21 protein-coding genes and 1 pseudogene are annotated in these 24,866 nt (G+C 74.0%); 14 read left to right on the top strand and 8 right to left on the bottom strand.

Going from position 1 to position 24,866, the window contains the following annotated elements:
- The first annotated feature begins 24 nt into the window (after positions 1–24).
- Entirely contained in the window at positions 25–861 is an 837-nt protein-coding gene (locus ACQPY4_RS21500; RefSeq protein ID WP_433323281.1) for a LysR family transcriptional regulator, read from the top strand.
- Here ACQPY4_RS21500 and ACQPY4_RS21495 read toward each other — a convergent pair.
- A complete protein-coding gene (locus tag ACQPY4_RS21495; RefSeq protein ID WP_433323279.1) occupies positions 853–3,519 on the bottom strand; it encodes a hypothetical protein in 2,667 nt (888 codons plus the stop codon). The two genes, ACQPY4_RS21500 and ACQPY4_RS21495, sit on opposite strands and share 9 nt — an antisense overlap.
- A gap of 137 nt (positions 3,520–3,656) precedes the next feature.
- Here ACQPY4_RS21495 and ACQPY4_RS21490 point away from each other — a divergent pair, with 137 nt between their 5' ends.
- Positions 3,657–4,625 (top strand): EamA family transporter, encoded by a 969-nt coding sequence (locus tag ACQPY4_RS21490; protein ID WP_433323277.1) that lies wholly within the window; start codon positions 3,657–3,659, stop codon positions 4,623–4,625.
- Between the two features lie 2 nt (positions 4,626–4,627).
- Here ACQPY4_RS21490 and ACQPY4_RS21485 read toward each other — a convergent pair whose 3' ends face one another.
- Together ACQPY4_RS21485 and ACQPY4_RS21480 are read right to left on the bottom strand one after the other, a co-directional pair.
- On the bottom strand, positions 4,628–5,392 hold the full coding sequence (locus ACQPY4_RS21485; RefSeq protein WP_433323275.1) for an ABC transporter permease: 765 nt from the start codon (positions 5,390–5,392) through the stop codon (positions 4,628–4,630).
- Between the two features lie 11 nt (positions 5,393–5,403).
- Entirely contained in the window at positions 5,404–6,348 is a 945-nt protein-coding gene (locus ACQPY4_RS21480; RefSeq protein WP_433323273.1) for an ATP-binding cassette domain-containing protein, read from the bottom strand.
- Positions 6,349–6,441: 93 nt separating this feature from the next.
- On the opposite strand from ACQPY4_RS21480, the gene ACQPY4_RS21475 reads away from it, so the two are divergent.
- The 6 genes from ACQPY4_RS21475 to ACQPY4_RS21450 all read left to right on the top strand — a co-directional run bounded on the left by ACQPY4_RS21475 (position 6,442) and on the right by ACQPY4_RS21450 (position 13,741).
- Positions 6,442–7,137 (top strand): TetR/AcrR family transcriptional regulator, encoded by a 696-nt coding sequence (locus tag ACQPY4_RS21475; RefSeq protein ID WP_433323271.1) that lies wholly within the window; start codon positions 6,442–6,444, stop codon positions 7,135–7,137.
- Positions 7,138–7,174: 37 nt separating this feature from the next.
- Positions 7,175–8,506, top strand: coding sequence for a hypothetical protein (locus ACQPY4_RS21470; protein ID WP_433323269.1), 1,332 nt, complete (start codon positions 7,175–7,177; stop codon positions 8,504–8,506).
- Positions 8,503–9,489 carry an ARPP-1 family domain-containing protein gene (locus ACQPY4_RS21465; protein WP_433323267.1) on the top strand — a complete coding sequence of 329 codons (987 nt, stop codon included), beginning with the start codon at positions 8,503–8,505 and terminating at the stop codon, positions 9,487–9,489. Before ACQPY4_RS21470 ends, ACQPY4_RS21465 begins: the two co-directional genes overlap by 4 nt.
- Positions 9,490–9,738: 249 nt before the next feature.
- Entirely contained in the window at positions 9,739–10,911 is a 1,173-nt protein-coding gene (locus ACQPY4_RS21460; protein ID WP_433323265.1) for an AI-2E family transporter, read from the top strand.
- Between the two features lie 104 nt (positions 10,912–11,015).
- Positions 11,016–12,857 carry a glycoside hydrolase family 3 protein gene (locus tag ACQPY4_RS21455; RefSeq protein ID WP_433323263.1) on the top strand — a complete coding sequence of 614 codons (1,842 nt, stop codon included), beginning with the start codon at positions 11,016–11,018 and terminating at the stop codon, positions 12,855–12,857.
- Positions 12,858–12,892: 35 nt separating this feature from the next.
- Positions 12,893–13,741 (top strand): 1-aminocyclopropane-1-carboxylate deaminase/D-cysteine desulfhydrase, encoded by an 849-nt coding sequence (locus tag ACQPY4_RS21450; protein ID WP_433323261.1) that lies wholly within the window; start codon positions 12,893–12,895, stop codon positions 13,739–13,741.
- 6 nt (positions 13,742–13,747) lie between these two features.
- On the opposite strand, the gene ACQPY4_RS21445 is transcribed toward ACQPY4_RS21450, so the two are convergent.
- Entirely contained in the window at positions 13,748–14,194 is a 447-nt protein-coding gene (locus ACQPY4_RS21445) for a DUF1761 domain-containing protein (protein WP_433323259.1), read from the bottom strand.
- A 150-nt stretch (positions 14,195–14,344) separates the two neighbouring features.
- Here ACQPY4_RS21445 and ACQPY4_RS21440 point away from each other — a divergent pair.
- A pseudogene (locus ACQPY4_RS21440) lies at positions 14,345–15,529 on the top strand (amidohydrolase family protein); the annotation flags it as partial.
- A 41-nt stretch (positions 15,530–15,570) separates the two neighbouring features.
- Here ACQPY4_RS21440 and ACQPY4_RS21435 read toward each other — a convergent pair.
- Together ACQPY4_RS21435 and ACQPY4_RS21430 are read right to left on the bottom strand one after the other, a co-directional pair.
- On the bottom strand, positions 15,571–16,494 hold the full coding sequence (locus ACQPY4_RS21435; RefSeq protein WP_433323257.1) for a LysR family transcriptional regulator: 924 nt from the start codon (positions 16,492–16,494) through the stop codon (positions 15,571–15,573).
- Positions 16,495–16,510: 16 nt separating this feature from the next.
- Positions 16,511–17,422, bottom strand: a complete 912-nt coding sequence (locus ACQPY4_RS21430) for a LysR family transcriptional regulator (protein WP_433323255.1) — start codon at positions 17,420–17,422, stop codon at positions 16,511–16,513.
- A gap of 84 nt (positions 17,423–17,506) precedes the next feature.
- Between ACQPY4_RS21430 and ACQPY4_RS21425 the strand changes: the two genes are divergently transcribed.
- The 4 genes from ACQPY4_RS21425 to ACQPY4_RS21410 all read left to right on the top strand — a co-directional run bounded on the left by ACQPY4_RS21425 (position 17,507) and on the right by ACQPY4_RS21410 (position 22,625).
- The gene (locus ACQPY4_RS21425; protein ID WP_433323253.1) at positions 17,507–18,769 is read left to right on the top strand and encodes an MFS transporter; all 1,263 of its coding nucleotides are present in this window, start codon (positions 17,507–17,509) and stop codon (positions 18,767–18,769) included.
- Between the two features lie 52 nt (positions 18,770–18,821).
- A complete protein-coding gene (locus ACQPY4_RS21420) occupies positions 18,822–19,673 on the top strand; it encodes an alpha/beta fold hydrolase (protein ID WP_433323251.1) in 852 nt (283 codons plus the stop codon).
- Between the two features lie 214 nt (positions 19,674–19,887).
- Positions 19,888–20,835, top strand: a complete 948-nt coding sequence (locus tag ACQPY4_RS21415) for an acyl-CoA desaturase (RefSeq protein ID WP_433323249.1) — start codon at positions 19,888–19,890, stop codon at positions 20,833–20,835.
- Between the two features lie 41 nt (positions 20,836–20,876).
- Entirely contained in the window at positions 20,877–22,625 is a 1,749-nt protein-coding gene (locus tag ACQPY4_RS21410) for a fatty acyl-AMP ligase (protein WP_433323247.1), read from the top strand.
- Positions 22,626–22,635: 10 nt separating this feature from the next.
- Here ACQPY4_RS21410 and ACQPY4_RS21405 read toward each other — a convergent pair whose 3' ends face one another.
- Entirely contained in the window at positions 22,636–23,409 is a 774-nt protein-coding gene (locus ACQPY4_RS21405) for a TetR/AcrR family transcriptional regulator (RefSeq protein WP_433323245.1), read from the bottom strand.
- Positions 23,410–23,482: 73 nt separating this feature from the next.
- Here ACQPY4_RS21405 and ACQPY4_RS21400 point away from each other — a divergent pair, with 73 nt between their 5' ends.
- On the top strand, positions 23,483–24,136 hold the full coding sequence (locus ACQPY4_RS21400) for a phosphatase PAP2 family protein (protein WP_433323243.1): 654 nt from the start codon (positions 23,483–23,485) through the stop codon (positions 24,134–24,136).
- On the opposite strand, the gene ACQPY4_RS21395 is transcribed toward ACQPY4_RS21400, so the two are convergent.
- Entirely contained in the window at positions 24,119–24,856 is a 738-nt protein-coding gene (locus tag ACQPY4_RS21395; protein WP_433323241.1) for an alpha/beta fold hydrolase, read from the bottom strand. The two genes, ACQPY4_RS21400 and ACQPY4_RS21395, sit on opposite strands and share 18 nt — an antisense overlap.
- Between the last annotated feature and the right edge of the window lie 10 nt (positions 24,857–24,866).

Here is a 24,866-nt window from a genome sequence, read left to right as displayed (position 1 = left end):
GTCCGGCCGCTCTACCCTGGGGGTATGCCGGAGCCGGAAGTCCGCGAGCTGCGCTATTTCCGCGCCGTCGCCCAGGAGCTGAACCTGACCCGCGCGGCCCGGCGGCTGGGCATGGCGCAGCCGCCGTTGTCGCGGGCCATGCGCCGTCTGGAAAGCCGGCTCGGGGTGGCGCTGTTCGATCGGAGCGGGCGCCGGCTGGCCCTGACCCCCGCTGGGAAGACCCTCGCCGAGGAGGCCGCCGCCGTTCTGGGCGCGCTCGATCTGGCCGTGCGCCGCACGCGGCTGGCGGGCCTGCCCGACGGCGCGCTGGTGGTCACCGCCAAGCCCGGCGTGGCCACCGAGCTGCTGCGCCGGATCGGCGCGCGGTTCGGCGCCGAGCTGACGGTCGTGGTGAGCGGGTTCGACGAGCAGGCCGACATGGTCCGCGACGGCCGGGCGGACGTGGCGATCGCGGCGTGCTTCGACGGCGACGGCCTGGACACCGAGCCGCTGGCGGACGAACCGCGCGTCGCCGCGCTGGCCGCCGCGCATCCACTGGCCGGACGCGACGTCCTGCGCCTGGCCGACCTGGCCGGTGAACCGGCCGCGCGATGGAGCGGCCGGGCCGACTTCCCGGACCGTCGGGCCGGGGGCCCGGTCGTGCGCGACAGCGCCGAGCTGCTGGAGGTCGTGGCGCTCGGCCAGGCGGTGGCGCTGGTGCCCGCCTCGGTGGCCGCGAAGAACCGGCGGCCGGACGTGACCTACCGTCCGGTGCCCGACGCGGCGCCGTACCGCACCCTGGCGCTGTGGCCGGAGGGCAGCCGGTCGCCCGCGATCGCCCGCTTCCTGGCGGCGGCCCGCGAGTGCGTGGGCTCAGCCTGACAGTTCGGCGGCGATGCCGGTGAAGTCGGCCGCCGACAGGGTGAGCGCGTCGGCGTCGCCGATGGCCTGGGTGGCGTCGGCGCGGCCCAGCGTGCGGGTGGCGGCCCGGTCGAGGTAGGCCTCGATGAGGCGGGCGCCGGTCAGGCGGCCGCGGGGACGCAGGGCGGCCAGGTCGCGGCGGACCAGCTCCCAGGCGTCGGGCCCGACGCGCAGGCGCCGCTCCTCGGCCAGCAGGCCCAGCAGCGCGGCGCGGGTGCGGGGGTCGCCCAGGTCGGGCAGCCGCACCGCGCGCAGGTCGGTGACCAGTTCGGGGGACGCGGCCGACAGTTCGCCGACGCGGCTGGGCTGGCAGGTGCCCAGCAGCGCGGTGTCGCTGACGCCCTCCAGCCGGGCGCGGTAGAGCGCCTCGGCGAACGCCCGGCCCTGGGGATGGTCGAGGATCAGCGCGTCCAGGCCCTCCAGGACCAGGACGTGACCGGCGTGCTCGTCCAGCGCCGCGCGCAGCCCGTCGGGGCCCCGGCCGCGCAGGTCGTCGGCGTGGGCGGAGCGGACCTCGCCGCTGGACACCGACACCTCGGCCAGGGCGCGCGCGACCATGCGGGCCAGGCGGCGCTGGCCGCTGGAGGGCATGCCGATCAGCAGCAGCGCCGGGACCGAGGCGCTGGAGACCTCCTGGCCGCGCAGCCGCTCGGCCCACTTGCCGCGGCGGCGGACTTCGGTGACGACCCGTTCGATGTCGTCGGCCCCGCACAGGAACCGGATGCCGTAGGCCGTGGCGATCTGCGGGCCCGGCTCGGGCTGCTGGGACGGCGGCAGCGGCGGCACCGGCTCCGACACCGGCGCCGGGGGAGGCGGCAGGTCGGGCTGCGGTGGCGGCGCGGCGGCGCGCGGGTCGAGATGGGTGGCCTCGGGGTCCAGATGCGTGGCCGCCGGGTCGGCGGGCCAGGACGCCCCGGGCGCCGGGGCCTGCTGGGGGGAGTCGGAGGGCCACACCGGTGCCGTGGGCGGCGCGGGCGGCGGCATCGCCGACGCCGCGGGCCCGGCGTAGCCGGGCGGGGGAGCGGCTACGTGCTGCGGCGGCGTGCCCTCGCCCGGCGGCGGTGCCGGGGCTTCGGGCGGCGGTGCCGGGGTGTGGGCGGGCGGCGGGCCGGGGGGCTCGGCCGGGGGGACGTCCGGCTGCGGCATCGGGGCCACGGGCTCGTCGGGCGCGACCTCGCCGGTCTCGCGCTCGGAGGCCATGTGGGCGCGGGCGGCCTTGATGATGTCCCAGGCGCTGAGCTCGTCGGTGGACGGCGGCGCGTACAGGGCGGGGCTGGTCAGCTCCGACGCGATCGCCTGCGGGACGGCGAAGCCGGTGGCCGGGGGCGGGATCTGCGCCAGGCGGCACCAGGTCAGGCCGAGGGTGTAGGTGGTGGCCAGCAGGGACCCCAGGGCGTCGGTGTCGGTGCTGCGCAGCGCCTCGGGCAGGCGGCCGTCGCGGGGCCACAGCTCGCGCAGCGGGTGGCTGGGGTTGGTCAGGACCTCCTGCAGCGTGCGGGCGCTGTCGGGGTCGAGCCAGCGCTGCAGCGCGGGCAGGACGTTGGGCGCGGCCTGCAGGTCGGCCGCCAGAACGGCGACGCCGGCGCGGCGGACCTCGTCGTGGCCGCGCCCGCCGGGCTGGGACGGCGGCCGGGGCCCGGTGAGCTCGGCGACGATCTGCTGCAGGTCGTACAGGGCCAGCCGCAGGTACTCGCCGGGGGCGGCGTCGCGGACCATGGGCGTGGCGTACTCGGCGGGGCAGCGGCGCCGCCATTCCTGCAGGACGGCGGCGGGCCCGTAGCGGGCGGTGGCCACGTCCTGCTGGACCAGGCGCAGCGAGGCGGCGGTGACGGCGGCCAGGGCGTCGGCGCCGGGACGGAACCGCGGGTCGCCCTGCAGGCCGACGGCGACCTCGTACATCACGCGGGCGATGTGGGCGGCGCCGCCGCCGTCGCCCGCGCCGAGCCGGTTGTAGTAGTAGCCGGCCAGGGTGGCGAACTCCGGCGGCATCATCCAGTGCAGCCGCTCGGCGGGCGTGGTCAGGAACGGGATGAACGACTCGATCAGGGGGTGCTCGGTCAGCACGACCGGGGACCCGGCGCACCACAGCAGCGCGGCCCAGGCGGCGGCGACGGTGCTGGGCGTGCCGGACTGGAAGGTGGGGTCCTGCTGGGCGAACTGGGCCGGGTTGACCGCCCAGGCGGTGGTCAGCGCCTGCTGGATGCGCGCGACGACGGTGGTCTCGGGCGCGGGGCCGAGGAACCCCGGGGACGCCACGCGCCCGGCGGTCAGGTCGGGGCCGGTGGGGAACAGCTGCGGCGGGACCGGGGGGCTTCCGGCGCCGCGCTGGGCGGGGGTGACGATGCGGCGCTCGTTGGGGTCGGCGGGCGGCGGGCAGGGGTGCCAGTTGCCGTCCAGGCCGCAGCGGTACCAGCGGCCCCAGGCGCCGAACAGCCACCATTCGCTGGCGCCCCACAGCAGCCGGGCCAGGATCTGCTCGGCGCGCTGCTGGGGCGGCGCGGTCTGCCACCACGCCGAGGCCACCAGCTCGCGGACGTTGTCTTCAACCGCCGCGAACAGATCGCCGGACGGCCCGCCTCCGGTTCCGCCGAGTCCCGCCCCGGCCCCCTGCCAGTTCACTCGGCGAATAGTAGTCGCCCGGGGCCCGCGGCCCGGCATCCGTCCGATCTTCGCGGGTAACGTTCCGATCGACCTGTAATGAGTGTTATGGCAGGATGGTCCTGAATGCTGATGGGGTACGGGGAGACGGGACGGCGATGGACACAGCGGCGCGCACGCGTGCCTGGGGGTTGGGCTTCGCGGTGTTCTCCTCGGTCTGCTTCGGCGCCTCGGGCCCGTTCGGCAAGGCCCTGATCAACGCGGGCCTGAGCCCGCTGCAGGCCGTCTGGATCCGCATCGCCGGCGCGGCGCTGGTGCTGGCGGTGGTGGTGCTGGCCGTGCGCGGCGTGCGCGATCTGGCGTGCGTCCGGCGCGAGTGGCGCCCGCTGATCGTCTACGGGCTCACCGGCGTGGCGGGATGCCAGGCGTTCTACTTCGTGGCCGCCTCGCGGCTGCCGGTCGGCATCGCGATCCTGCTGGAGTTCACCGGGCCGATCCTGGTGCTGGCCTGGCTGCGGCTGGTGCGGCGGGCCCCGGTGCACCGCACCGCCGTGGCCGGTGTCGCGGTGGCGATGGCCGGGCTGGCGATGGTGGTGGAGATCTGGTCGGGGCTGGGCTTGGACCTGCTCGGCCTGCTGGCCGGGCTGGGCGCCGCGGCCTGCCAGGCCGCCTACTTCCTCATCGTCGACCGGATGACCGGCAAGATCGACCCCCTGGCCATGACCGCGGCCGGAAGCGCCATCGCCGCCGTGGCGCTGACGGTGATCTCCGCGCCCTGGGCGCTGCCGTGGGACGTGCTGTCCGACCCGGTCCCGGTCGGCGAGCACACCGCGCCCGGCTGGGCCCTGGCCGCCTGGATCGTCGTGGTCAGCACGGTCTTCGCCTACGTCACCGGCGCGATCGCCGTGCAGCGGCTGTCGGCGCAGGTCGCGGGCGCGATCTGCTACACCGAGGCCGTCGCCGCCGGGCTCATCGCCTGGGCCGCGCTGGGCGAGCGGCTCACCCCCGTCCAGATCGCGGGCGGGCTGATCGTGCTCGCCGGGGCCTACATCGCCCAGCGCGCCGTCATCGAGCGCGCGCCCGACCAGGCCCCCGCGCGGGAGGCCGCGGTCGCGGGCGCCCGCTGACCTCAGGCGTTCTCGCCCAGGAAGCGCCGCACCCCCAGCCACACCGACACCACCACCATCGCCGCCGCCACCAGGGCCGCGCCCGCCACCTCCGCCGAGGCGTAGTGGCCCAGGAACGCCGCGCGCGTGCCGTCGACCACGTACCGGAACGGGGTGAAGCGCGACAGCACGTCCAGCCAGCGCGGCGCCAGGCTCATCGGCAGCAGCAGCCCCGACAGCAGCATCAGCGGGACCGTCACCGTGGTCAGCAGCGGCGCGAACGCGTTCTCGTTCCGCGTCGTCATCGCCAGCACGTAGGAGATCGAGGCGATGCTCAGCGCCAGCAGCACCACGAACACCAGGCCCATCAGCACGCCCGCGACCGGCGCGCGCAGGCCCAGCGCCACGCCCACCGCCACCAGCATCACCGCCTGGACGCCCAGCATCACCGCGTCGCGCAGGACCCGGCCCAGCAGCAGCGACACGCGGCTGACCGGCGTCACCCGCAGCCGCTCGACCACGCCGAACCGCAGCTCGGCGATCAGCCCGAAGCCCACGAACCCGGCGCCGAACAGCGCGAGCTGCACCAGGATGCCCGGCACCAGCACCTGCCAGGCGTCGCCCTCGCCGAAGTCGCGCACCCCGGCGACCTCGCCCAGCAGCGGGCCGAACAACAGCAGGTACAGCAGCGGCTGGAAGGCGCCGAACACCAGCACCGCCTTGTTGCGCAGCGTCTGCCGCAGGTACCGCAGGAAGAGCAGCCGGGTGTCGCGCAGGACCTTGGTCATCGAGGGCTCCTTCAGGCCGCGTCGCGCAGCGAGCGGCCGGTGACGGTGAGGAAGACGTCGTCGAGGGTCGGGCGGGCCAGGCTGAGCGCGGTCAGCTCCACCCCGGCGGCGTCCAGCGCGCGGATCAGCGGCGTCAGCGCCCGGTCGCCGTCGCGGACGCTCAGCCGGACGTCGTCGCCGGTCAGGGCCACCTCCCGGACCTCCGGCAGCACCTCCAGGGCGGCGCGCGCCTTGTCGGCTCCGCCGTGGCCCAGCGCGAGGGTGATCACGTCGCCCGAGACCCGCCGCTTGAGCTCGGCGGGCGTGCCCGCGGCCACGATCCGGCCGTGGTCGATGATCAGGATGCGGTCGCACAGGGCGTCGGCCTCGTCCAGGTAGTGCGTGGTCAGGAAGACCGTGCTGCCGTCCTGTCCGCGCAGCCGCCGGATGTGCTCCCACAGGTTGCCCCGGCTCTGCGGGTCCAGGCCCGTGGTGGGCTCGTCCAGGAACACCAGGGCGGGACGGTGCACCAGGCCGAGCGCGATGTCCAGGCGGCGCCGCTGCCCGCCCGACAGCGTGCCCGGCGCGCGCCGCTCCAGCCCCTCCAGCTCCAGCCGCGCGCACAGCTCGGCGATGCGGCCGGGCGCGTCGCGCACGCCGTACAGGCGGGCCTGCAGGTCGAGCTCCTCGCCGACCGGCACGCCGGGGTCGGTGCCGCCGCCCTGGGCGACGTAGCCGATCCGGCGGCGCACGCCCGCCGGGTCGGCGCGCAGGTCGTGCCCGGCCACCGACGCGGTGCCCGCCGTGGGCCGCAGCAGCGTGGTGAGCATCCGCAGCGTCGTGGACTTTCCCGCGCCGTTGGGGCCGAGGAACCCCACGATCTCGCCGGGCGCGACGTCCAGGTCGACGCCGCGCACGGCCTCGACGGCGCCGCGCTTGGTGGTGAAGGTGCGGGCCAGCCCGCGTGCCTTGATCACTGGTTCCTCCCGAGGGGTGACGTCCATAGAGTAACCACAAATTTTAAGTCACGCCAAAATTTCATCGACTCCACATCGGTTAGAATCCCGGTCATGACGGACGAGGTCGCCCCCGAGCCCGAGCTGGGCCTGCGCGAACGCAAGAAGCGCGCCACCCGGCGGCGCATCTCCGACATCGCGACCGGGCTGTTCACCATGCGCGGGTTCGACAACGTCACCATCGCCGACGTCGCCCGCGCCGCCGACGTGTCGGTGAACACCGTCTTCAACTACTTCGGAACCAAAGAGGACCTGTTCTTCGACCGGCAGGACGAACTGGTCGAGGGCGTCGCCGGCGAGCTGCGCCGACGACGCCCCGGCGAGTCGGTCGTGGCGCTGTTCCGCCGCCGCTTCATCGAGAGCCTCGACGAGAACGCCTACCCCACCGGCTTCCACGAGGGCTCGGAGATCTGGGCCAAGACCGTCATGGACAGCGCCGCCCTGATGGCCAAGCAGGAGGAGTTCGGCCGAAGCTCGCGCCGCCGCCTCGCCGAGGCGCTGGCCGAGGAGACCGGCGCCGACCCCGACGACATCACCCCGCGCGTGGTCGCCGCCATGGTGCACGCCGCCCAGTGGGAACTGGTCGGCGACATCGTCGGCCGCAAGATGGCCGGGCAGACCCTGCACGAGATGCGCGACACCGTCTACGCCAACGCCCACCGCGTCTTCGACCTGCTCGAGCGCGGCATCGGCGACTACGCCGTCAAACCCCCCGACACCGGCGCGCGCGACGCGGCTTCGGGAAAATGAGTGTCGAGGCGGTCGCGGCCGTTCCTAGACTCCATGGTTGCGGAGGCACACGACCATGGACACCCCCACGCTGCTGGCCCACCTCGAGACCGACTGCGCGCCCCTGACCCTGCCCCGGGGCGGCACCCTGTGCTGGGACGACGCCGACCTGCACCGCGCCGCCCACGCCGCCGACCCCGAGGGCTACGCGCTGCTCGGCCTGGCGCCCGGCGTCCGGCCCTGGCAGCGCGCCCGGGTGCTCCTGCAGGTCCTGGCCGCCTCCCAGGCCGGGCTCGACGACCAGGCCCGCGCCACCCTGGCCCGCGTCTCCCGCGCCCTGTCCCTCGCCCTGCCCCCCGCCCACGTCGTCACCGTCCTGCTGGGCCTGCGGCGCCTGCGCGCCAACCACAAGCACACAACCCGCGCCGTCCTGCGGTTCGTCCTGGAACACCCCGACGCCGACGCGCTCATCGCCGCCCGGCGCCCCGTCCTGGTCGACTGCTTCGAGCACGCCCTGGGCAAGGCCACCGCCCGCGGCTGCGCCCGCCGCATCGCCGAGGGCGACACCGGCTCGGACTACCTGCAGCGCCGCCTGCTGCGCTTCCTGACCGCCCCCGAACGCGCCCCCGCCCGCGTCGCCGCCCTGTACGCGCCCGCCCACCCCGGCGCCGAGCCGCCGCACGAACCCGCCCTGCACCTGGACGACGCGAGCGAGCACACCCCCACCGTCACCGCCACCAACCGCGGCGAGATCGCCGCCACCCTGGTGCACCTGTACCGCGGCGGACCCGCCGAGGAGCTCTACACCGCGCTCGGCCGCTACCTGAGCACCGCCGTCGCCGGATACCCGCCCTTCCCCGGCACCGTCGCGCTCGTCCTTGACGCCTCGGCCTCCATGCGCGGCTACGGCGACCGCGAATGGGCCGTGCTGTCCCAGGCCGCCGCGCTGCGCATGGTCCTGTCGGAGGTCTGCCGGCGGCTGGAGGTCGTCGAGGTCGGCGGCCAGGAACGGATCCCGCGCGGCGCCACCGACCTGGCCCTGGGCGTCCTGGACGCCCTCGGCACCGCCCCCGACCTGGTCGCCGTCGTCTCCGACGGCTACGAGAACCTGTTCCCCGGCGACCTGGCCCGCGTGGTGGCCACCCTGCCGCGCACCGGGGTCACCACCCCCGTGGTGTTCTGCCACCCCATGTTCACCGCGGGCGACGACCTGACGCTGCGGCGGCCCGCCCCCGCCCTGCCCCAGCGCGGCTTCTGGCACCAGGACGACTTCGCCGAGCTGCTGACCTGGATGTTCGGCCACTGCGCCGCGGGAGAGCCCTGGCTGCGCGCCGCGCTGCACCGCCGCCTGGACGCCCTCGACCGGGAGATCGGAAGGCTCCGCGCGTGAACCTGACCACCCAGACCGCCCTGGACACCCTGGTCCCGGGCCCGCTCAGCCTGGCCGGGCACCGCCTGGGCACCCCGCAGCGCGCCGGCGCGCTGACGATGGTCCCGATCTCCGGGCCCGCCTATCCCGGCATCGTCCCGCCCCGCAGCGGGCTCAAGCTGTCCCGCGTCGCCGGATACGGCCGCGTCGAGCTGGCCAACGGCGCCGGCTCCGGCGTCGCGATCGTCCCGCTGCACATCGGCTACATCCAGGACGCCGCGCAGAACCACGCCCTGTGCCGCTCGGCGTTCCTGGCCGCCGGGCAGAGCCTGATGTTCGAGGACGCCTGCTGCGTCCAGGAAGGCCAGGGCGGCCACCTGGCCGGACGCGACCAGTGGTTCTTCGTCCTGCCCTACGAACTGCGCGCACGCGCCCTGGAACTGCGCGGCACCCACTCCTACAGCAAGCTGTGGGACGACATCGCCGCCCTCAACCGCGCCTACGGCCTGCCCCCGCGCGGCCACCTGGAACAGCTCCTGTCGGGCAGGCGGCCCGTCCTCACCCAGTTCCAGAGCCGGTTGGAACTCCACCCCGGCCAGCTCGGCGCCCTGTTCTTCGTCGGCGACCGCTTCGCCGGGCTGGAGATCGCACCCGACCCCGTCTACTTCGCCGAGGTGTGGACCGCGCTGGTGTGCTTCGCCTACGGCGTGGCCGCCTGGCACGCCGAACCGCCCACCGGCCTCGACGCCGAGCCCTACGTCGCCGCCACCCTGGCCGAGCTGCGCGCCGAACTCGACCGCGACCGCGCCTCCCGCGTCGCCCAGGTCGCCCGCTGGCTCGCCGAGGTCCCCGCGGGACCCGTCCAGGCCCAGGAGGAGGACGCCTACCTCGGCCTGCGCCTGTCGACCCTCACGGCCCCGCACCTGGCCGGGCAGGTCGTCACCGACGGCGGCCGCGCCGTCTACGTGTCGGTGTTCGCCCGCCACGACACCACCGGGGCCTAAAGGGGTTGCCCCGGGCCGCCGCCACCCACTTCAATCGGAGGCGCGGGAACTGCGCCGGGCGCATCGGGCAGAAGCCAGATTCCACATCTGGAAACGTCGTCATTGGAACGAACCAGAGCCCGATGAGGCGCCGGCCGCCCGTCCCGCCCACCCCTCCCCGCTGCGCCGTGCTGAAGACTCGGCAAAGGTTGCCCCTGGCCGCGTGCGTGCCGACGGGCGGGCCCACCGGCCCTGGCTAGCGTGCCAGCCATGGCGCAACCGCCCCACGACACCCCCGCCGACGCCCTGGCGCAGGCGCAGGGCGGCCGGGCGCCCATGCCGCCCTGGCTGCCGCGCGCGTTCGTCCTGGCCATGGCGACCGTGGTGCTGTTCGGCGCGGGCCTGTGGATGCTGCAGCAGTTGCGCTCCCTGCTGCTCCTGCTGCTGACCTCGCTGTTCCTGGCCTTCGCCATCGAACCCGCCGTCAACTGGCTGGCCGCGCGCGGCTGGCGGCGCGGCCTGGCCACCGGCGCGATGCTGCTGCTCATCGGCGTGTGCGCGGCAGTGTTCTTCGGCGTCCTGGGCTCGCTGCTGGTCACCCAGTCCACCAACCTGGTCAACGGGTTCCCCGGCTATGTCGACAAGATCATCGCCTGGGTGAACGACACCTTCGGCACCCGCCTGTCAGAGCGGTCGCTGTTCCGGCGGCTCCCCACCCTCACCGGCGAGCTGTCCAAACACCTGTCGGGCCTGGCCGGCAACGCCTGGGGCATCGGCGCCACCGCCCTCGGCGTGGTGTTCCAGGGCCTGGGCATGATCCTGTTCACCTTCTACCTGTCGGCGCAGGGCCCCCAGTTCCGCCGCGGCGTCTGCTCGCTGCTGCCGCCCCACCGCCAGCGCCAGGTGCTGTGGGCCTGGGAGATCGCCATCGCCAAGACCGGCGGCTACATCTACTCCCGCGCCCTGCTGGCCCTGTTCTCCGGCGTCGCCCACTACCTGGCCCTGTCGCTGCTGGACGTCCCGTTCGCGCTCACGCTGGCCCTGTGGGTCGGGGTGGTCTCCCAGTTCATCCCCACCGTCGGCACCTACCTGGCGGGCGCCGTCCCGGTGCTGATCGCGCTGGCCGAGGGACCCGTCACCGCGCTGTGGATCCTGCTGTTCATCCTGGCCTACCAGCAACTGGAGAACTACCTGCTCCAGCCGCGCGTCACCGCCAGGACCCTGGACATGCACCCCGCCGTGGCCTTCGGCGCCGTCCTGGCCGGAACCGCGCTGGTCGGCCCCATCGGCGCCCTGCTGGCCCTGCCCGTCTGGGCCAGCATCCAGTCCTTCCTGGGCGCCTACGTCCGCCGCTACGACGTCGAGGACCACCCCCTCACCGAGGTCACCCCGCCGCCGCCCGCCCCGCGCGGCCGCTTCCCCTTCACCCGCGGCCCCCGATGACCCTGGACGCGCCCCGCCACCGCCGTCTAGCGTGCGAGAAGCATGCTTGATCGTTTTCGGCGCGCCGCGCGGGGGAGGCGCCAGAGCACCTGGGAGCCGGCACCATGCAACGTCCTCGGCGCCACGCCCTGCTCGCCGCGGCCCTGGCGGCCGCGATGACCGCGAGCCTCGGCCCGGCCACCGCCCGCGCCGCCGCGCCCGACACCGGAAAGGATCCGCGGCTCACCCGGCTCATCGCGGCGATGACCCTGGAGGAGAAGGCCGCCCAGCTGTTCGTCCTGCAGATCTACGGCAAGAGCGCCGACACCGCCGACCCCGCCGACGTCGCCCGCAACCGCCGCCTGTACGGCGTCGACAACGCCGCCCAGGTCATCGCCCGCTACAAGCCCGGCGGGTTCCTCTACTACTCCGCCGACCCGCCCAACGTCGAGAGCCCCCAGCAGCTGGCCGCCTTCTCCAACGGCATCCAGCGCGCCGCCATGGCCCAGCCGCACCGCGTCCCCGCCACCATCGGCATCGACCAGGAGGGCGGCATCGTCGCCCGCGTCCAGCCGCCCGCCGTCCAGTCGCCCGGCAGCATGGCCCTGGCCGCCGGACGCCGCCCCGGCGACGCCCGCGAGATGGCCCGCCTCACCGGACGCGAGCTGCGCGCCATCGGCATCGACCAGAACTACGCCCCCGACGCCGACGTCAACATCAACCCCGCCAACCCCGTCATCGGCGTCCGCTCCTTCGGCTCCGACCCCGCCCTGGTGTCGAAGTTCGTCGGCGCCCAGGTCGACGGATACCAGGCCGCCAACGTCACCCCCACCGCCAAGCACTTCCCCGGACACGGCGACACCACCACCGACAGCCACCTGGGCGTCCCCGAGATCGACCACACCCGCGAGGAATGGGAGAAGTACGACCTGCCGCCGTTCCGCGCCGCCATCGCCCGCGGCGTCGACTCGATCATGACCGCGCACATCGTGGTGCGGTCCCTGGACCCCACCGGCGACCCCGCCACGCTCTCGCGGCCCATCGTCACCGGCATCCTGCGCGACCGGCTCGGCTACCGCGGCGTCGTCGTCACCGACGCCCTGGACATGAAGGGCGCCCGCGCCAAGTACGGCGACGAGCGCATCCCCGTCCTGGCCCTGAAGGCCGGCGTGGACGTGCTGCTCAAGCCTCCCGCCGACGACAAGGGCGACGGCGTGTTCGCCCGCCAGCTCGCCGCCGTCGTCCAGGCCGTCCGCAAGGGCGAGCTCACCGAGGAGCGCCTCGACGCATCGGTCTACCGCGTCCTGGCCCTGAAGAAGAAGCGCGGCCTGTTCCGCGCCCCCTACGTCGACGAGTCCAAGGTCGGCGCGATCGTCGGCGCCAAACCGCACCTGGCCGCCGCCCAGCGCGCCGCCGACCGCACCACCACGCTGATCAAGAACGACGCCCGCCTCCTGCCGCTGCGCCCCGGCCCCCGCAAGGTCCTGGTCGCCGGCTGGGGCGCCGCCACCATCCGCACCCTCGCCGACGAGCTCGGCAAGCGCGGCGCCACCCCCACCGTCACCGAGACCGGCCTCAGCCCCACCCCCGACCGCATCGCGCAGACCGCCGCGGCCGCCCGCGACCACGACCTCGTCGTCGCCGTCACCAACCGCGCCTGGGACGTCAAACCGTCCCAGCCCGGCGAACCTCACAACGGCCCCGGCCAGCGCGACCTGGTCAGGGCGCTGCTGGCCACCGGCAAGTCCGTCGTCGTCCTGGCCGTCCGCGACCCCTACGACATCGCCCACTTCACCCAGGCGCCCACCTACGCCGCCACCTACTCCTACACCGCCGAGGCGCTGCGCTCGGCCGCCAAGACCCTGTTCGGCGAGCAGCCACCCCGCGGACGCCTCCCGGTGACCGTCCCCGTCCACGACGACCCCGCCACGCCCCTGTACCCCCTGGGCCACGGCCTGACCTACTGAGCACCCGCGGGCCCGGCCGGGATACGGTCGGGCCCGTGCCGCTCCCGTCCCCCCTCACCGAACTCCACGACGACCACCTCACCCGCCACGGCCCGCGCCTGTTCCTCAAACGCGACGACCTGATCGACCCCGACATCCCCGGCAACAAGTGGCGCAAGCTCAAGCACAACCTCACCGCCGCCCGCGACCAGGGCCACACCACCCTGCTCACCTTCGGCGGCGCCTACTCCAACCACATCCGCGCCACCGCCGCCGCCGGACGCCGCTTCGGCTTCGCCACGCTCGGCGTGATCCGCGGCGAGGAGCACGACCCCCTCAACCCGTCCCTGGCCCGCGCCCGCGCCGACGGCATGCGCCTGACCTACCTGGACCGCGCCACCTACCGCCGCAAGACCGACCCCGACGTCATCGCCGCCCTCCACCGGCGGTTCGGCGACTTCTACCTGCTGCCCGAAGGCGGCAGCAACGCCCTGGCCGTCCTCGGCTGCGCCGAACTCCCCACCGAACTCGACACCCCCTACGACCTCATCTGCTGCCCCTGCGGCACCGGCGCCACCCTCGCCGGGCTCGCCTCGGCCGCCCCCGCCCGGGCGCTGGGCTTCTCCGTCCTCAAGGGCGGCCCCTTCCTCGACCGGGAGGTCACCCGCCTCCAACGGGAGGCCGGAACCGAGTCGAGCAACTGGGCCCTCAACTACGACTACCATTTCGGCGGCTTCGCCCGCCGTCCTCAGACGCTGGAAGCGTTCGCCACCGGATTCCACCGCCGAAACGGCATCGCGCTCGACCTCGTCTACGTCGCCAAGATGATGTACGGCATCTACGACCTGGCCGCCCGGGGCACCTTCCCCGCCGGCACCCGCATCGTCGCCGTCATCACCGGCTGACCCGGCTCACGACGAGGCCACCTCCTCCAGGCGGGCGTCGGTGCGCGCACCGGCCCCGGAGGCGGCGGGACGCCAGGCGGCCAGGATGGCCACCGCCAGCAGCGTGCACATCAGCGAGTCGCCGATGTGCAGGACGTACAGCCCGGCGGGGTAGTCCTCGTGCAGCACCGAACCGGCCACCGCCATGGCCTGGAACCCCAGCCACACCGTCACACCGAGCCCCAGCGCCCCCGGCAGCGTGCCGACCCGCAACCGGCTCAGCAGCGCGGCCAGGGCGAGCACCACCACGACGTTGCGGCCCAGCTGCGCGGCGGCCTCCCAGAGCTCCGGCCGCGTGGTGGGCTCGCCGCGCAGCGACGACCACACCCCGCCGAAGACGCTGTAGTAGACCGAGCTGGCGACGAGCATCGCCACCGCCGCCGCGCCCACGGCCCAGTAGTTGATTCTGATCATTGAGAGCCTCCCGACCCGATTTGCCTGCCCGGACATCGTGATCCGCGGCGCGGCGGGCGAACAACGGCCGTCTCCGCATGCCAGCGATGAGCCGGGCTTATCGGTGCGGTGAGCGGTCCGCCGTTGTTCCCCCGCGGGCGCCCGCCGACGATGAGGGCCATGAGACTCAACGATCGTCCCCGCCGCCCCGGCCTGCTCTGGCTGACCAACGTCCGCGTGTTCGACGGCACCGGCGCCCCCGTCCGGCCGGGCGCCGCGATCCTGGTCGAGGACGGCGTGATCAGGCGGGTCGCGCACGCCGGCGACGGAGCGCCGCACGGAGCCGACGTCGTCGACGGGGCCGGGCGCACCGTCGTCCCCGGCCTGATCGACGCCCACGCGCACGTGTTCGCGACACCGCCGGTGCCCGCGGAGGGAGCCGAGCCGCTGTGGCCGGACATGACCGCGCACCTGCTGGCCGCGCGACTGCGGGAGACGCTGCGGATGGGGTTCACCACCCTGCGCGACGTCGGCTCCTACGGCGACGCGGTGGTGTCGGCCCGGCAGGCCATGCGCTACGGGGCCTTTCCCGGCCCGCGGCTGCTGACCTGCGGCCGGATCGTCTCGGCCACCGCGCCGGGTGGACGGTTCTTCGACGGCATGTACCGCGAGGCCGACGGCCCCGACGACGTGCGCAGGGCCGTGCGCGAGCAGGTGCGGCGCGGCGCCGACTTCATCAAGGTCATGTCGACCGGGGCGCGCTCGGTCGAGCTGGAGGACCCCCATCCCGCGCAGGTGACCGAGGCGGAGATGGCCGCGCTGGTCGACGAGGCGCACCGGCTCGGCCTCCGGGTCGCGGCCCACGCGGAGGGCCTGGCCGGGACGGAACTGTCCATCCGGCTGGGCGTGGACACCGTCGAACACGGCATGTACCTCAACCAGCGCCCCGACCTGCTGGACCTGATGGCCGCAGCCGGGCAGATCCTGGTGCCGACCCTGTCGTGCTACTACGGCGTCGCGGGCCTGGACGAGAACGCCGCGGACGCCGACGCCGGATCGCCGTGGACGCCCGCGCTGGTGGACCTGGCCAACCACAACCTGGCCGAGGCCGACCGCACGCTGGCGGCGGCCCGCGCGGCCGGGGTGCCGATCGCGCTCGGCCACGACTGGCAGCCGTTCTCCGACGGCGCCACCGAACTCGTCCGGATGGTGCGGCACGGCCTCAGCCCCGCCGAGGCGATGGTCGCGGCGACGGCCACGGCGGCCCGCGCCCTGGGCCTGGACGAGTACCTCGGCACCGTCCAGCCGGGCAAGATCGCCGATCTGGTCGTGGTGGACGGCGACCCGCTGGCCGATCCGGCACCGCTGCGCGACCGCGAGCGGATCTGGCTGGTGCTTCAGGCGGGGGAGCCGGTGGCGGGCCAGGCGCTGGAGGCCTCGCCGAGCCGCCCGGCGACCTCGGCGAACGCGCGGACCGCCGCGGTCTCCCGCTCGGCCGACCACACCAGCGCGCTCTCCAGCGGAGGCATCCCGCGCAACGGGATCACCGATACCCCCGGGTGGGTGTAGTAGTCGGCGAACGAGGCCACCGTCGGATGGACGATCTCCCCGCGCGCCACCAGCGACAGCACCTCCATCATCCGGCCCTCCCGGTGGCGGCGGACGATGGGGCGCCCGGCCGGGGTCAGCGCCGGGCACAGCGCCTCCAGCGTCTCGGCCGGGACCATGCCCTCGGCGTCGATCACCCGATGGTCGCCGAGGTCCTCCACGGTGGCCTCGCCCCGCTCGGCCAGCGGCGCCCCCGCCGGCACCACCAGCGCGCGCTCGTCGCGCAGCAGCAGCGGACCCACCACCAGGTCCGGACGGCGGATCGGCAGCCAGTGCGCGATGACGTCCAGCTCCCCGCGCCGCAACCGGCCCAGCGCCTCGCCGGGGAACGCCTCGTACACCACGACCTCGCAGCCCGGATGAGCCGTCGTGAACGTCCGCACGATCTCGGAGAAGCCGGGGCCTCCGGCCGCGAAGTTCACCAGGCTGACCCGCAGCACACCGGTGATCCCCGAGGCGATCTCCCGTGTCTCCGCCAGGGCCAGGTGGATCTGGTCGAAGCCCGGACGCAACCGGTCGCGCAGCCGCTCGCCCAGCGGGGTCAGCCGCACGCGGCGCGAGGAGCGCTCGAACAACTGGCCGCCGACGCGTGTCTCCATGGCGCGGATGGTCTGGCTGACCCGCGACTGGGACAGGTACATCCGCTGCGCGGTCCGGCCGAAGTGCAGCTCCTCGGCCAGGGTCAGAAAGATCTCGATCTCCCTGAGCTCCATTCGTCCTCCATCCGTCTCAGGAGGGCGAGGCCGGCGGGTTCGCGGCCTGGGGGAGGTCGGCGGCGATCTCGGTGGCGATCTCGATCGCCCGCAGGGCCAGGGGCGACTGGGTGGACGTGGCCGGCCAGTGGAGATAGATCCCGCGGGTCGGGGCGGGGCGCAGCTCGTGCAGGGCGAGGCGGTCGTCGGACCAGGCGGCGGATCCGTGCAGGGCGAGCCGCGGCACCACCGCCCACCCCAGCCCGGCCCGCACCATCGACAGGATCGTCTCGTTGCCCGGGGAGTTGAAGACGATCCGCGGTCGCGCGCCGGCCTCGGCCAGGGCGCGATCCATCCACACCTCGTCGCAGGTGGGGTGGCAGCCCACCATCGGCTTGCCGTCGAGTTCGGCCAGCGGCACCGGACCCTCGGGGAAGTCGCCGGGCCGGGCCACCAGCAGGTAGGGGTCCTCGACCAGCTTGGCGTGCTCGACGTCGCCGTCGATCGGCCGGTCGTGGAACAGCAGGTCCAGGTCGCCGAGCTCGGGGATCGCCGGCAGGTCGGTCAGCCTGATCTCGCAGCCGGGATGCTCGTCGCGCAGCCGCCGCACGACCGAGGGCAGGATCACGTTGGACACGCTCTGGAACGTGCCGATGTCGATGCGGCCGTCGCCGGCCTTGAACCGGTCGACCGCGTCGGCCAGCTCCGCGGCCTTGGCCAGCAGCTCGCGTCCCTGTTCGAGGACCACGGCGCCCAGCGGGGTGAGCCGCACCGGCCGGGGCCCGCCCGGCCGCTCGAACAACGAGCCGCCCACGGACTTCTCCAGCGCGGCGACCTGCTGGCTGACCGTCGACTGCGTGTAGCCCAGGCGCGTACCCGCCCGCCCGAACGTGCCCTCCTCGACGACGGCCGCCATCGTCGCCAGGTGCCGCAGCTCCACGTCGATCACGAGCCGAAGTATAACCGGGGCCGATCGATACGATCGGAAACAATCGCTTTTCTCAATACGCACGCGGGATCTACCGTCGGGCACATGACATTCCACGGCGCGCCGGTGCTTTCCAGGCCGGCGATCGGACCCCGGCCGATTCGGGCGCGGTCACGGCGATCGGGCCTGGTGGGGGCGCTCACGGCGACGCACTTCGTGAGCCGCGCCGGCGGGGTGGCGCGGGCGTTCCTGGTGCTCTACCTGACCCAGGAGCGCGGGCTCTCGCCGACGACGGCCGGGGTCGTGATCGCGGCGGTCGGCATCGGCGACATCGGGTCGCAACTGCTGGGCGGATGGCTGGGCGACCGGATCGGCCGGCGCTCCACCATGTTGATCGGGTTCCTGGGCACGGCCGTCGCGCTGATCGCGCTCGGCTCGGCGCGGACGCCGGCGGCGATCTGCGTGGCCGCCGCCGGGGTCGGGCTGATGGCCGAGCTGTTCCGCCCGGTGGGATCGGCCGCCGTGGCCGATCTGCCCGCGCGGGAGCGGGTCCGCGCCTTCGGTCTGCTGTTCTGGGCGGCCAACCTCGGCTTCACGGTCTCCACGGTGGCCGCCGGCGTCCTGGCCCGCCACGGTTACGGCATCCTGTTCTGGGTCAACGCGGCGGCCTCGGTCCTGGCGGCGCTGATCGTGTGGCGGTACGTCCCCGAGACCCGTCCGGCGGAGACGGCGGCGACCCGACGGGCCCTGCTCCCGGTCCTGCTGCGCGATCCGGTGATGCTCGCGATGTCGGCGATCCACGTCGCCTACTTCACGATGTTCCTCCAGGTGTTCTCGACGCTCCCGCTCGTCATGGCCGCCGACGGCCACGGCCCGGGGACCTTCGGCGCGGTGCTCGCCCTGAACGGCATCGTGATCGTCGTCGTCCAGCCGATCGCGGTACGGCTGCTGGACGGCCGCGACACCGCGTCGGTCCTGGCGGTGTCGATGCTGCTGGCCGGTGTCGGCGGCGGGCTCGGCGCCGTCGTGCACGGCGGTGCCGGTTACGCCGGGGCGATCCTGGTGTGGACCCTCGGCCAGATCGGCGTCTCTGTCATGTTCGGCGCCGCCTTCGCCGGCCTCGCCCCGGCGGACCTGCGCGGCCGGTACATGGGCGTCGCCTCCAGCACGTGGAGCCTGGGCGCCGTCCTGGGGCCGCTGCTGGGCACCGCGCTGCTGGACCACGCCGGACGAACCGCGCTGTGGGCGGCGTCCTCGGCGACCGGCCTCGCGCTGTTCGCCGCGCAGCGGGCCCTCGCCCCGGCCCTGCGCCGCCGCACCGCCGCCCTGGCGGGCACCGGGACGATAAAACCGTCCAGCGGACGCTAAAGCTGATTCACTAATAACCCTCTGGAGGTATGAGATGTCGACAAATGAGCAGATGATCAAGGCTAATGGCGTGGAACTGTGCGTGGAGTCCTTCGGCGACCCCGCCGACCCGGCCGTCCTGCTGATCCACGGCGCGGGCCACTCCCTGGCGGCCTGGGACGAGGAGTTCGTCGGCCGCCTGGTGGCGGGCGGACGCCGGGTGATCCGGTACGACGGCAGGGACGCGGGCCGCTCGACCGCCTCCCCGGCGGGGTCGCCCGCGCACGGGCTCGGCGACCTGGTCGCCGACGCCGCCGCGCTGCTCGACGCGCTCGGCATCGCCGCCGCGCACGTCCTGGGCATGTCGCAGGGAGCCGCGGTCGCCCAGCTCCTGGCCCTCGACCACGCCGACCGGGTGGCCTCGCTCACCCTCCACGCCTCCACGCCCGGCGGCCCCGGCCACGACCACCCCGACCTGCCCGGGATGTCGCCGCAGCTCCAGGAGTTCTTCGCCGACGAGCCCGCCGCGCCCGACTGGTCCGACCGGGCCGCGGTCATCGACTACCTGGTCGAGATCGAACGCCCCTTCGCCGCGTCCTCGCGCCCGTTCGACACCGAAGGCACGCGGGCGCTGGCCGCGCGCCTCGTCGACCGCGCCGCCGACATCGCCGCGCAGATCACCAACCCCTTCCTCATCGACGCGGGCGAGCCCTGGCGCGGACGCCTCGGCCAGGTGACCGCTCCGACGCTGGTGCTGCACGGCACCGAAGACCCCTTCCTCCCGATCGGCCACGGCCAGGCGCTCGCGGCCGAGATCCCCGGCGCCCGCCTCGTCCCCGTGGAGCAGACCGGTCACGAGGTCTTCCCCCGGGCCCAATGGGACGTGGTCGTCCCCGCGATCCTCGACCACACCGCCGCCCGCTGACACCGGCGCCCTCGCACGTGTGTGCTCGGCCGGGACCTGGCGGAACCCGCTGAGCAGCGCGTCGAACCCGGCACCGGGCACGCCCGGGAGCCGCAGGCGTTCTTATCAGTCGCCTTCGTACGGGGGCGCCGAACAAGTGTGATCGGGCAGAAGCCCCGGTGGTGCGCCCGCCTCTACGTTCGTCCCGACATCGTGACGTGCGAAGGAGCCACCAATGAGTACGGGTTTCGCCGAGGCGGGGAACGCGGTACCGCAGCCGGACATCTCGCCCAAACCCGTGCCGCTGGTCGAGCGGGTGAGCGTTGTCGTCTTCGTCGTGGCCCCGATCGTGGGGGTGCTGGCCGCCGTCCCGTTCTTCTGGGGATGGGGGCTGGGGTGGAGCGACGTGCTGATTTTCGCGTTGCTCTACCCCTTCAACGCTCTGGGCATCACCATCGGCTACCACCGCCACTTCACCCACGGCGGGTTCAAGGCCAAGCGATGGCTGCGGATCGTGCTGGCGATCCTGGGCGGCCAGGCGTGGCAGGGGTCGGTCATCTTCTGGGTCGCCGACCACCGGCGCCACCACAAGTTCGCCGACCAGGAGGGCGACCCGCACTCGCCCTGGGCCTACGGGCCGGGCGTGGTCGGGCTGACCAAGGGGCTGTTCCACGCGCACATGGGATGGCTGTTCCGCAAGTACCGCACCTCGCGCACCAAGTACGCCCCCGACCTGCTCAAGGACAAGGACCTGCTGTTCCTGGGACGCAACGACGTCTACGCCCTGATCGCGCTGTCGACCCTGCTGGTCCCCATGGGCCTGGGCGCCCTGTTCACCTGGTCGTGGCACGGCGCCGTCACCGCCCTGTTCTGGGCCGGGATCCTGCGGGTCTTCGCCGGTGACCACATCACCTTCTCCATCAACTCCATCTGCCACGTCTTCGGCCGCACCGACTTCAAGACCCGCGACCACTCGCGCAACGTGTGGTGGCTGGCCATCCCGTCCTTCGGGGAGTCGTGGCACAACCTGCACCACGCCGACCCCACGTGCGCCCGCCACGGCGTCCTGAAAGGCCAGATCGACATCAGCGCCCGGGTGATCTGGCTGATGGAGAAGGCCGGATGGGTGTGGGACGTGCGCTGGCCCGACGAAAAGCGGCTCGCCGTCCGCCGCGCCTCCTGACCCCCGCCGCCTCCGCGTCTCTCCACAGCATTGGAGCCACCATGACCGACCTGGACCGCACCCCGCTGATCGAGCGGCTCGGGCGCTGGGCCGAGCTCTACCCCGACGACCGCGCCTACACCTACGTCGACTACACCGTCGACGTCAACGGCGCGCGCACCGACCTGAGCTGGCGCGAGCTGGACGCGCGGGCCCGCTCGGTCGCCGCCGCGCTGCGCCAGGTCACCGCCGCCGGGCAGCGCGCCGCGATCCTCGTCCCGCAGAACCTGGAGTACATCACCGCGTTCCTTGGCTGCATGTACGCCCGCGTGATCGCCGTGCCGCTGTTCTCCCCGGACCTGCCCGGCCACGCCGACCGGCTGCTTGCCGTCTACACCGACTCCGAGCCCGAGGTCGTCCTCACCACCACCGCGGTCATGCCGCACGTCACGGCGTTCTTCGAGGGCAACGCCGTCCCGTACCCCAAGCAGATCATCACCGTCGACACGGTCGACTCGACCCTCGGCTGGGACCGCCACCCCGAGCCCGTCGACGCCGACGACCTGGCCTACCTGCAGTACACCTCGGGCTCCACCCGCACGCCCGCGGGCGTGATGGTCACCCACGGCAACTTCGCCGTCAACGCCGAGCAGTGCTGGGGCACCTTCGACGGCACCCCGCGCGTGTCGACCGGCGTGAACTGGCTCCCGCTGTTCCACGACATGGGCCTGGTCACCGCGATCGCGCTGCCCCTGGCCTACGCCAGCCCCGCGCACCTGATGGACCCGGTCGCGTTCATCATGAACCCCTTCCGGTGGCTGGAGCTGCTCAGCGAGCAGAGCGACGCGTTCACCTGCGCGCCCAACTTCGCCTACGAGTACCTGGCCGCCAAGGTCACCGACGAGCAGCGCGCCGTCCTGGACCTCAGCGGCGTGCAGGTCTTCATGAACGGCGCCGAGACCATCCGCGAGGGCACCCTCACCCGCTTCCTCGAGGCGTTCAAGGACTGCGGGCTGCGCCCCGAGGTGCAGGTGCCCGCCTACGGGCTGGCCGAGGCCACCGTCTACGTCTCCTCGTCCTCGCGGTACCGGCCCCCGACCACCAAGGCGTTCGACCGCGACGCGATCAACCGCGGCGTCGCCGAGGAATGCGACCGCGACGCCGAGCGCGCCACCGTCATGGTCGGCTGCGGCGCCCCCTACGGCCAGCTCGTGGCCATCGCCGACCCGGCCACCGGCGAGCGCCTCCCCGACGGCCGCGTCGGCGAGATCTGGGTGCACGGCCCCAACATCACCGCCGGGTACTGGAACCGGCCCGAGGCCACCGCCGAGACGTTCGAGGCCACGCTCGCCGGCGACACCGGTGACCTGCCCGCCCGGCCCTGGCTGCGCTCCGGCGACCTCGGCGTCCTGTTCGAGGGCGAGCTGTACGTCACCGGCCGCATCAAGGACCTGATCATCGTGGACGGCCGCAACCACTACCCCCAGGACATCGAGTACACCTCCTACTCCGCCCACGAGGGCGTGCGCCGCGAGTACGTCGCCGCGTTCGCCGTCAGCGGCGAGGAGACCGAGAACCTGGTCGTGGTCGCCGAGCGCAACCGCCGGGTGCCGATCCGCAGGCTCGACCCCGCGGAGGTGACCGACACCGTGCGCGGCGCCGTCCAGCGCCACCACGACGTCCGGCTGCACGAGCTGGTGCTGATCGAGCCGGGCGGGCTGCCCCGCACCAGCAGCGGCAAGGTCTCGCGGACCGCCTGCCGCAACGCCTACCTGGACGGCAGCCTGCCGATCACCGTGCTGCCCTCCTGACCCGGGAGCGTCAGGGCTCGTACGACAGGAACCGGGCCAGGTTGGCCAGGGTCCGCTTGTCGACGGTTCCGGCGATGCCCCGGATCAGGTGGCCGAACATCGAGTCGACCGGTTCGACCTCGACCAGCCAGGCCACCCGCTCGGCGACCGTGGGGTCGAGGGGCGAGGCGCCGATGAGCATCACCGCGATGTGGCCGCACACCAGCCACTCGACCTCGCGCCGCGAGGGCTCGCGGGTGCGCAGCCACTCGGTGCCCGCCCACTCGACCGCCGCGATCCACGACCGGACGGTGGTCGCCATCAGCGGGCTGGGGTCGCGGACCTCCAGCGTCTCGCAGGTCATCACGCAGATCTGGTCACGGACGTGCTGGGCCGCCTCGAACCCGGCCTCGGGTGCGCTGGGGCGCTCGCCCCGGCCCAGCAGCGCGGCGTACCCGACCTCGAAACGTTCCAGAAAGTCGAAGTAGATGGAGATCTGGGCGCTCAGCCGGGCCGAGGGAGCACCGGGCGGGACGGTGCGCAGCCGGTGGATGAGCTCGTTGCCGACCCGGTGCACCGCGGCGCCGTAGATCTCGCCACGGCTGTCGAAGTAGCGGTACAGCGACGAACGGGACGTCCCGGCCGCCTGGGCGATGGCGTCGATGGAGACCGCGTCCTCGGGATGGCTCCCGAAGACCTCGACCGCCGCGGTGATGATCTCCTCGCGCCGGCGATCGGAGGACAGGCGGCGGAACGGCGCGCGGCGGCGTCCGTCCTCCTGTTCCTCGGGTCGCTGTCCGTCCATGGGGGTCACCCTAACGGGGCCCGGACCTGGAGGGGAGGACCGGTCCACGCCGTGGTCGGGCATGATCGGGAGCATGCGGGTGCCCGAATCGGGGGCGGAGCGCCCTCCCGGACCGACGCGTCCCGTCCGGCGGGCGCGCTCCCTCGCGCTGCCCGCCGTGGCGGCGGCGGCGACGCTGGACGTGCTGCTCGACGGGCCGTTGCGCGGATTCGACCGATGGATCTTCCAGGACGGGCTTCCGCCGCGCACCGGCGCCTGGCACCTTTTCTGGCGCGTCGTGGTGACCGGAGGCCAGTACGGGTTGCTGGCCGTCCTGCTGGCCGCCGCCGCCGGATACGTGGCGTGGCGGGGCCGCGGTGTCGCGCCGCTGGTCCGCACCGCGATCTGGCTCGCCGTCACCGAGCTGACCATCAGGGGCGCCCAGCTCCTGTTCGCCCGCACCCCGCCGCGCACCGGCTCCGACGTCCTGTTCGAACCCGGATACCTGTCGTTCCCCTCGGGCCACGCGGCCAACGCCGCCGCGTGCCTGCTGGTCCTGGCCGCGCTCCTGCGCGCCTCCCGCGCCTGGACGATCGCCGCCCACGCCGTCGCCGTCGCCGTCGCGTTCGCCGTGGTGATCCTCGGCTACCACTGGCCCACCGACGCCCTGGCCGGCTGGGCGCTGGGCACCGCGCTCGGTCACGCGGGCCGCGCCCTCACGGGTCAGCGGTCAGGCCAGGCCCGCTAGGAGCTCGGCCAGCTCCTTGGGGCGCGAGAACATCGGCCAGTGGCCGGTGGGCAGGTCCAGGTAGCTCCATTCCGGCCCGGTCAGCGCGCCGAACACCGGGTTGCCGCTGGCGGCGAGCTGCAGCACGGTCGCGATCGGGATCATGTTCATGATCAGTGTCTTGGGGACGTCCGGCAGCGGCACCGGACGCGTCAGCGCCTGCGTGGCGGTGCCGAACGGCTGCGGCGTGCCGCGGTCGCGGATCGCCGCCAGGTGCTGCTCGGTGAGCCCGCCCACGCGGGGGTCGACGGCCGGGTCGAGCGGCGGCACCGGGATCTTCCACCCCTCGCCCTCGCTCTGCACCAGCGCCTCCAGCTCCGCGCGCTCGTCGGGGTCGTAGAAGTCGATCCCCGCCAGGCCCGAGGGCATCGGCGCGGTGTCGACGTAGACGATCCGCGCCACGCGCTCCGGGACGCGGTCGGCCGCGCCCGTCACCGCCATGTTGGCGCCGCTGTGCCCGACCAGCACCACCTCGCGCAGGTCGTCGCCCTCGATGAGGCGGACCAGGTCGCCGACGTGGGTGTCGACATCGACCTCGGGGGCCGCCTCGCCGGAGCGCTCGGCCATCCCGGTGAGCGTCACCGCGCGCACCTCGTGACCGGCGGCGCGCAGTTCGGCGGCCACCTCGTCCCACGCCCACGCGCCGAGCCAGTAACCGGGGACCAGTACGAACGTCGCCATTTTCGGTGCC

The organism is Spirillospora sp. CA-294931, assembly GCF_050946795.1.
GTDB lineage: Bacteria > Actinomycetota > Actinomycetes > Streptosporangiales > Streptosporangiaceae > Spirillospora.
Note: the sequence above shows the minus strand (reverse complement) of the source record. Positions and strands in the feature narration are given on the sequence as shown.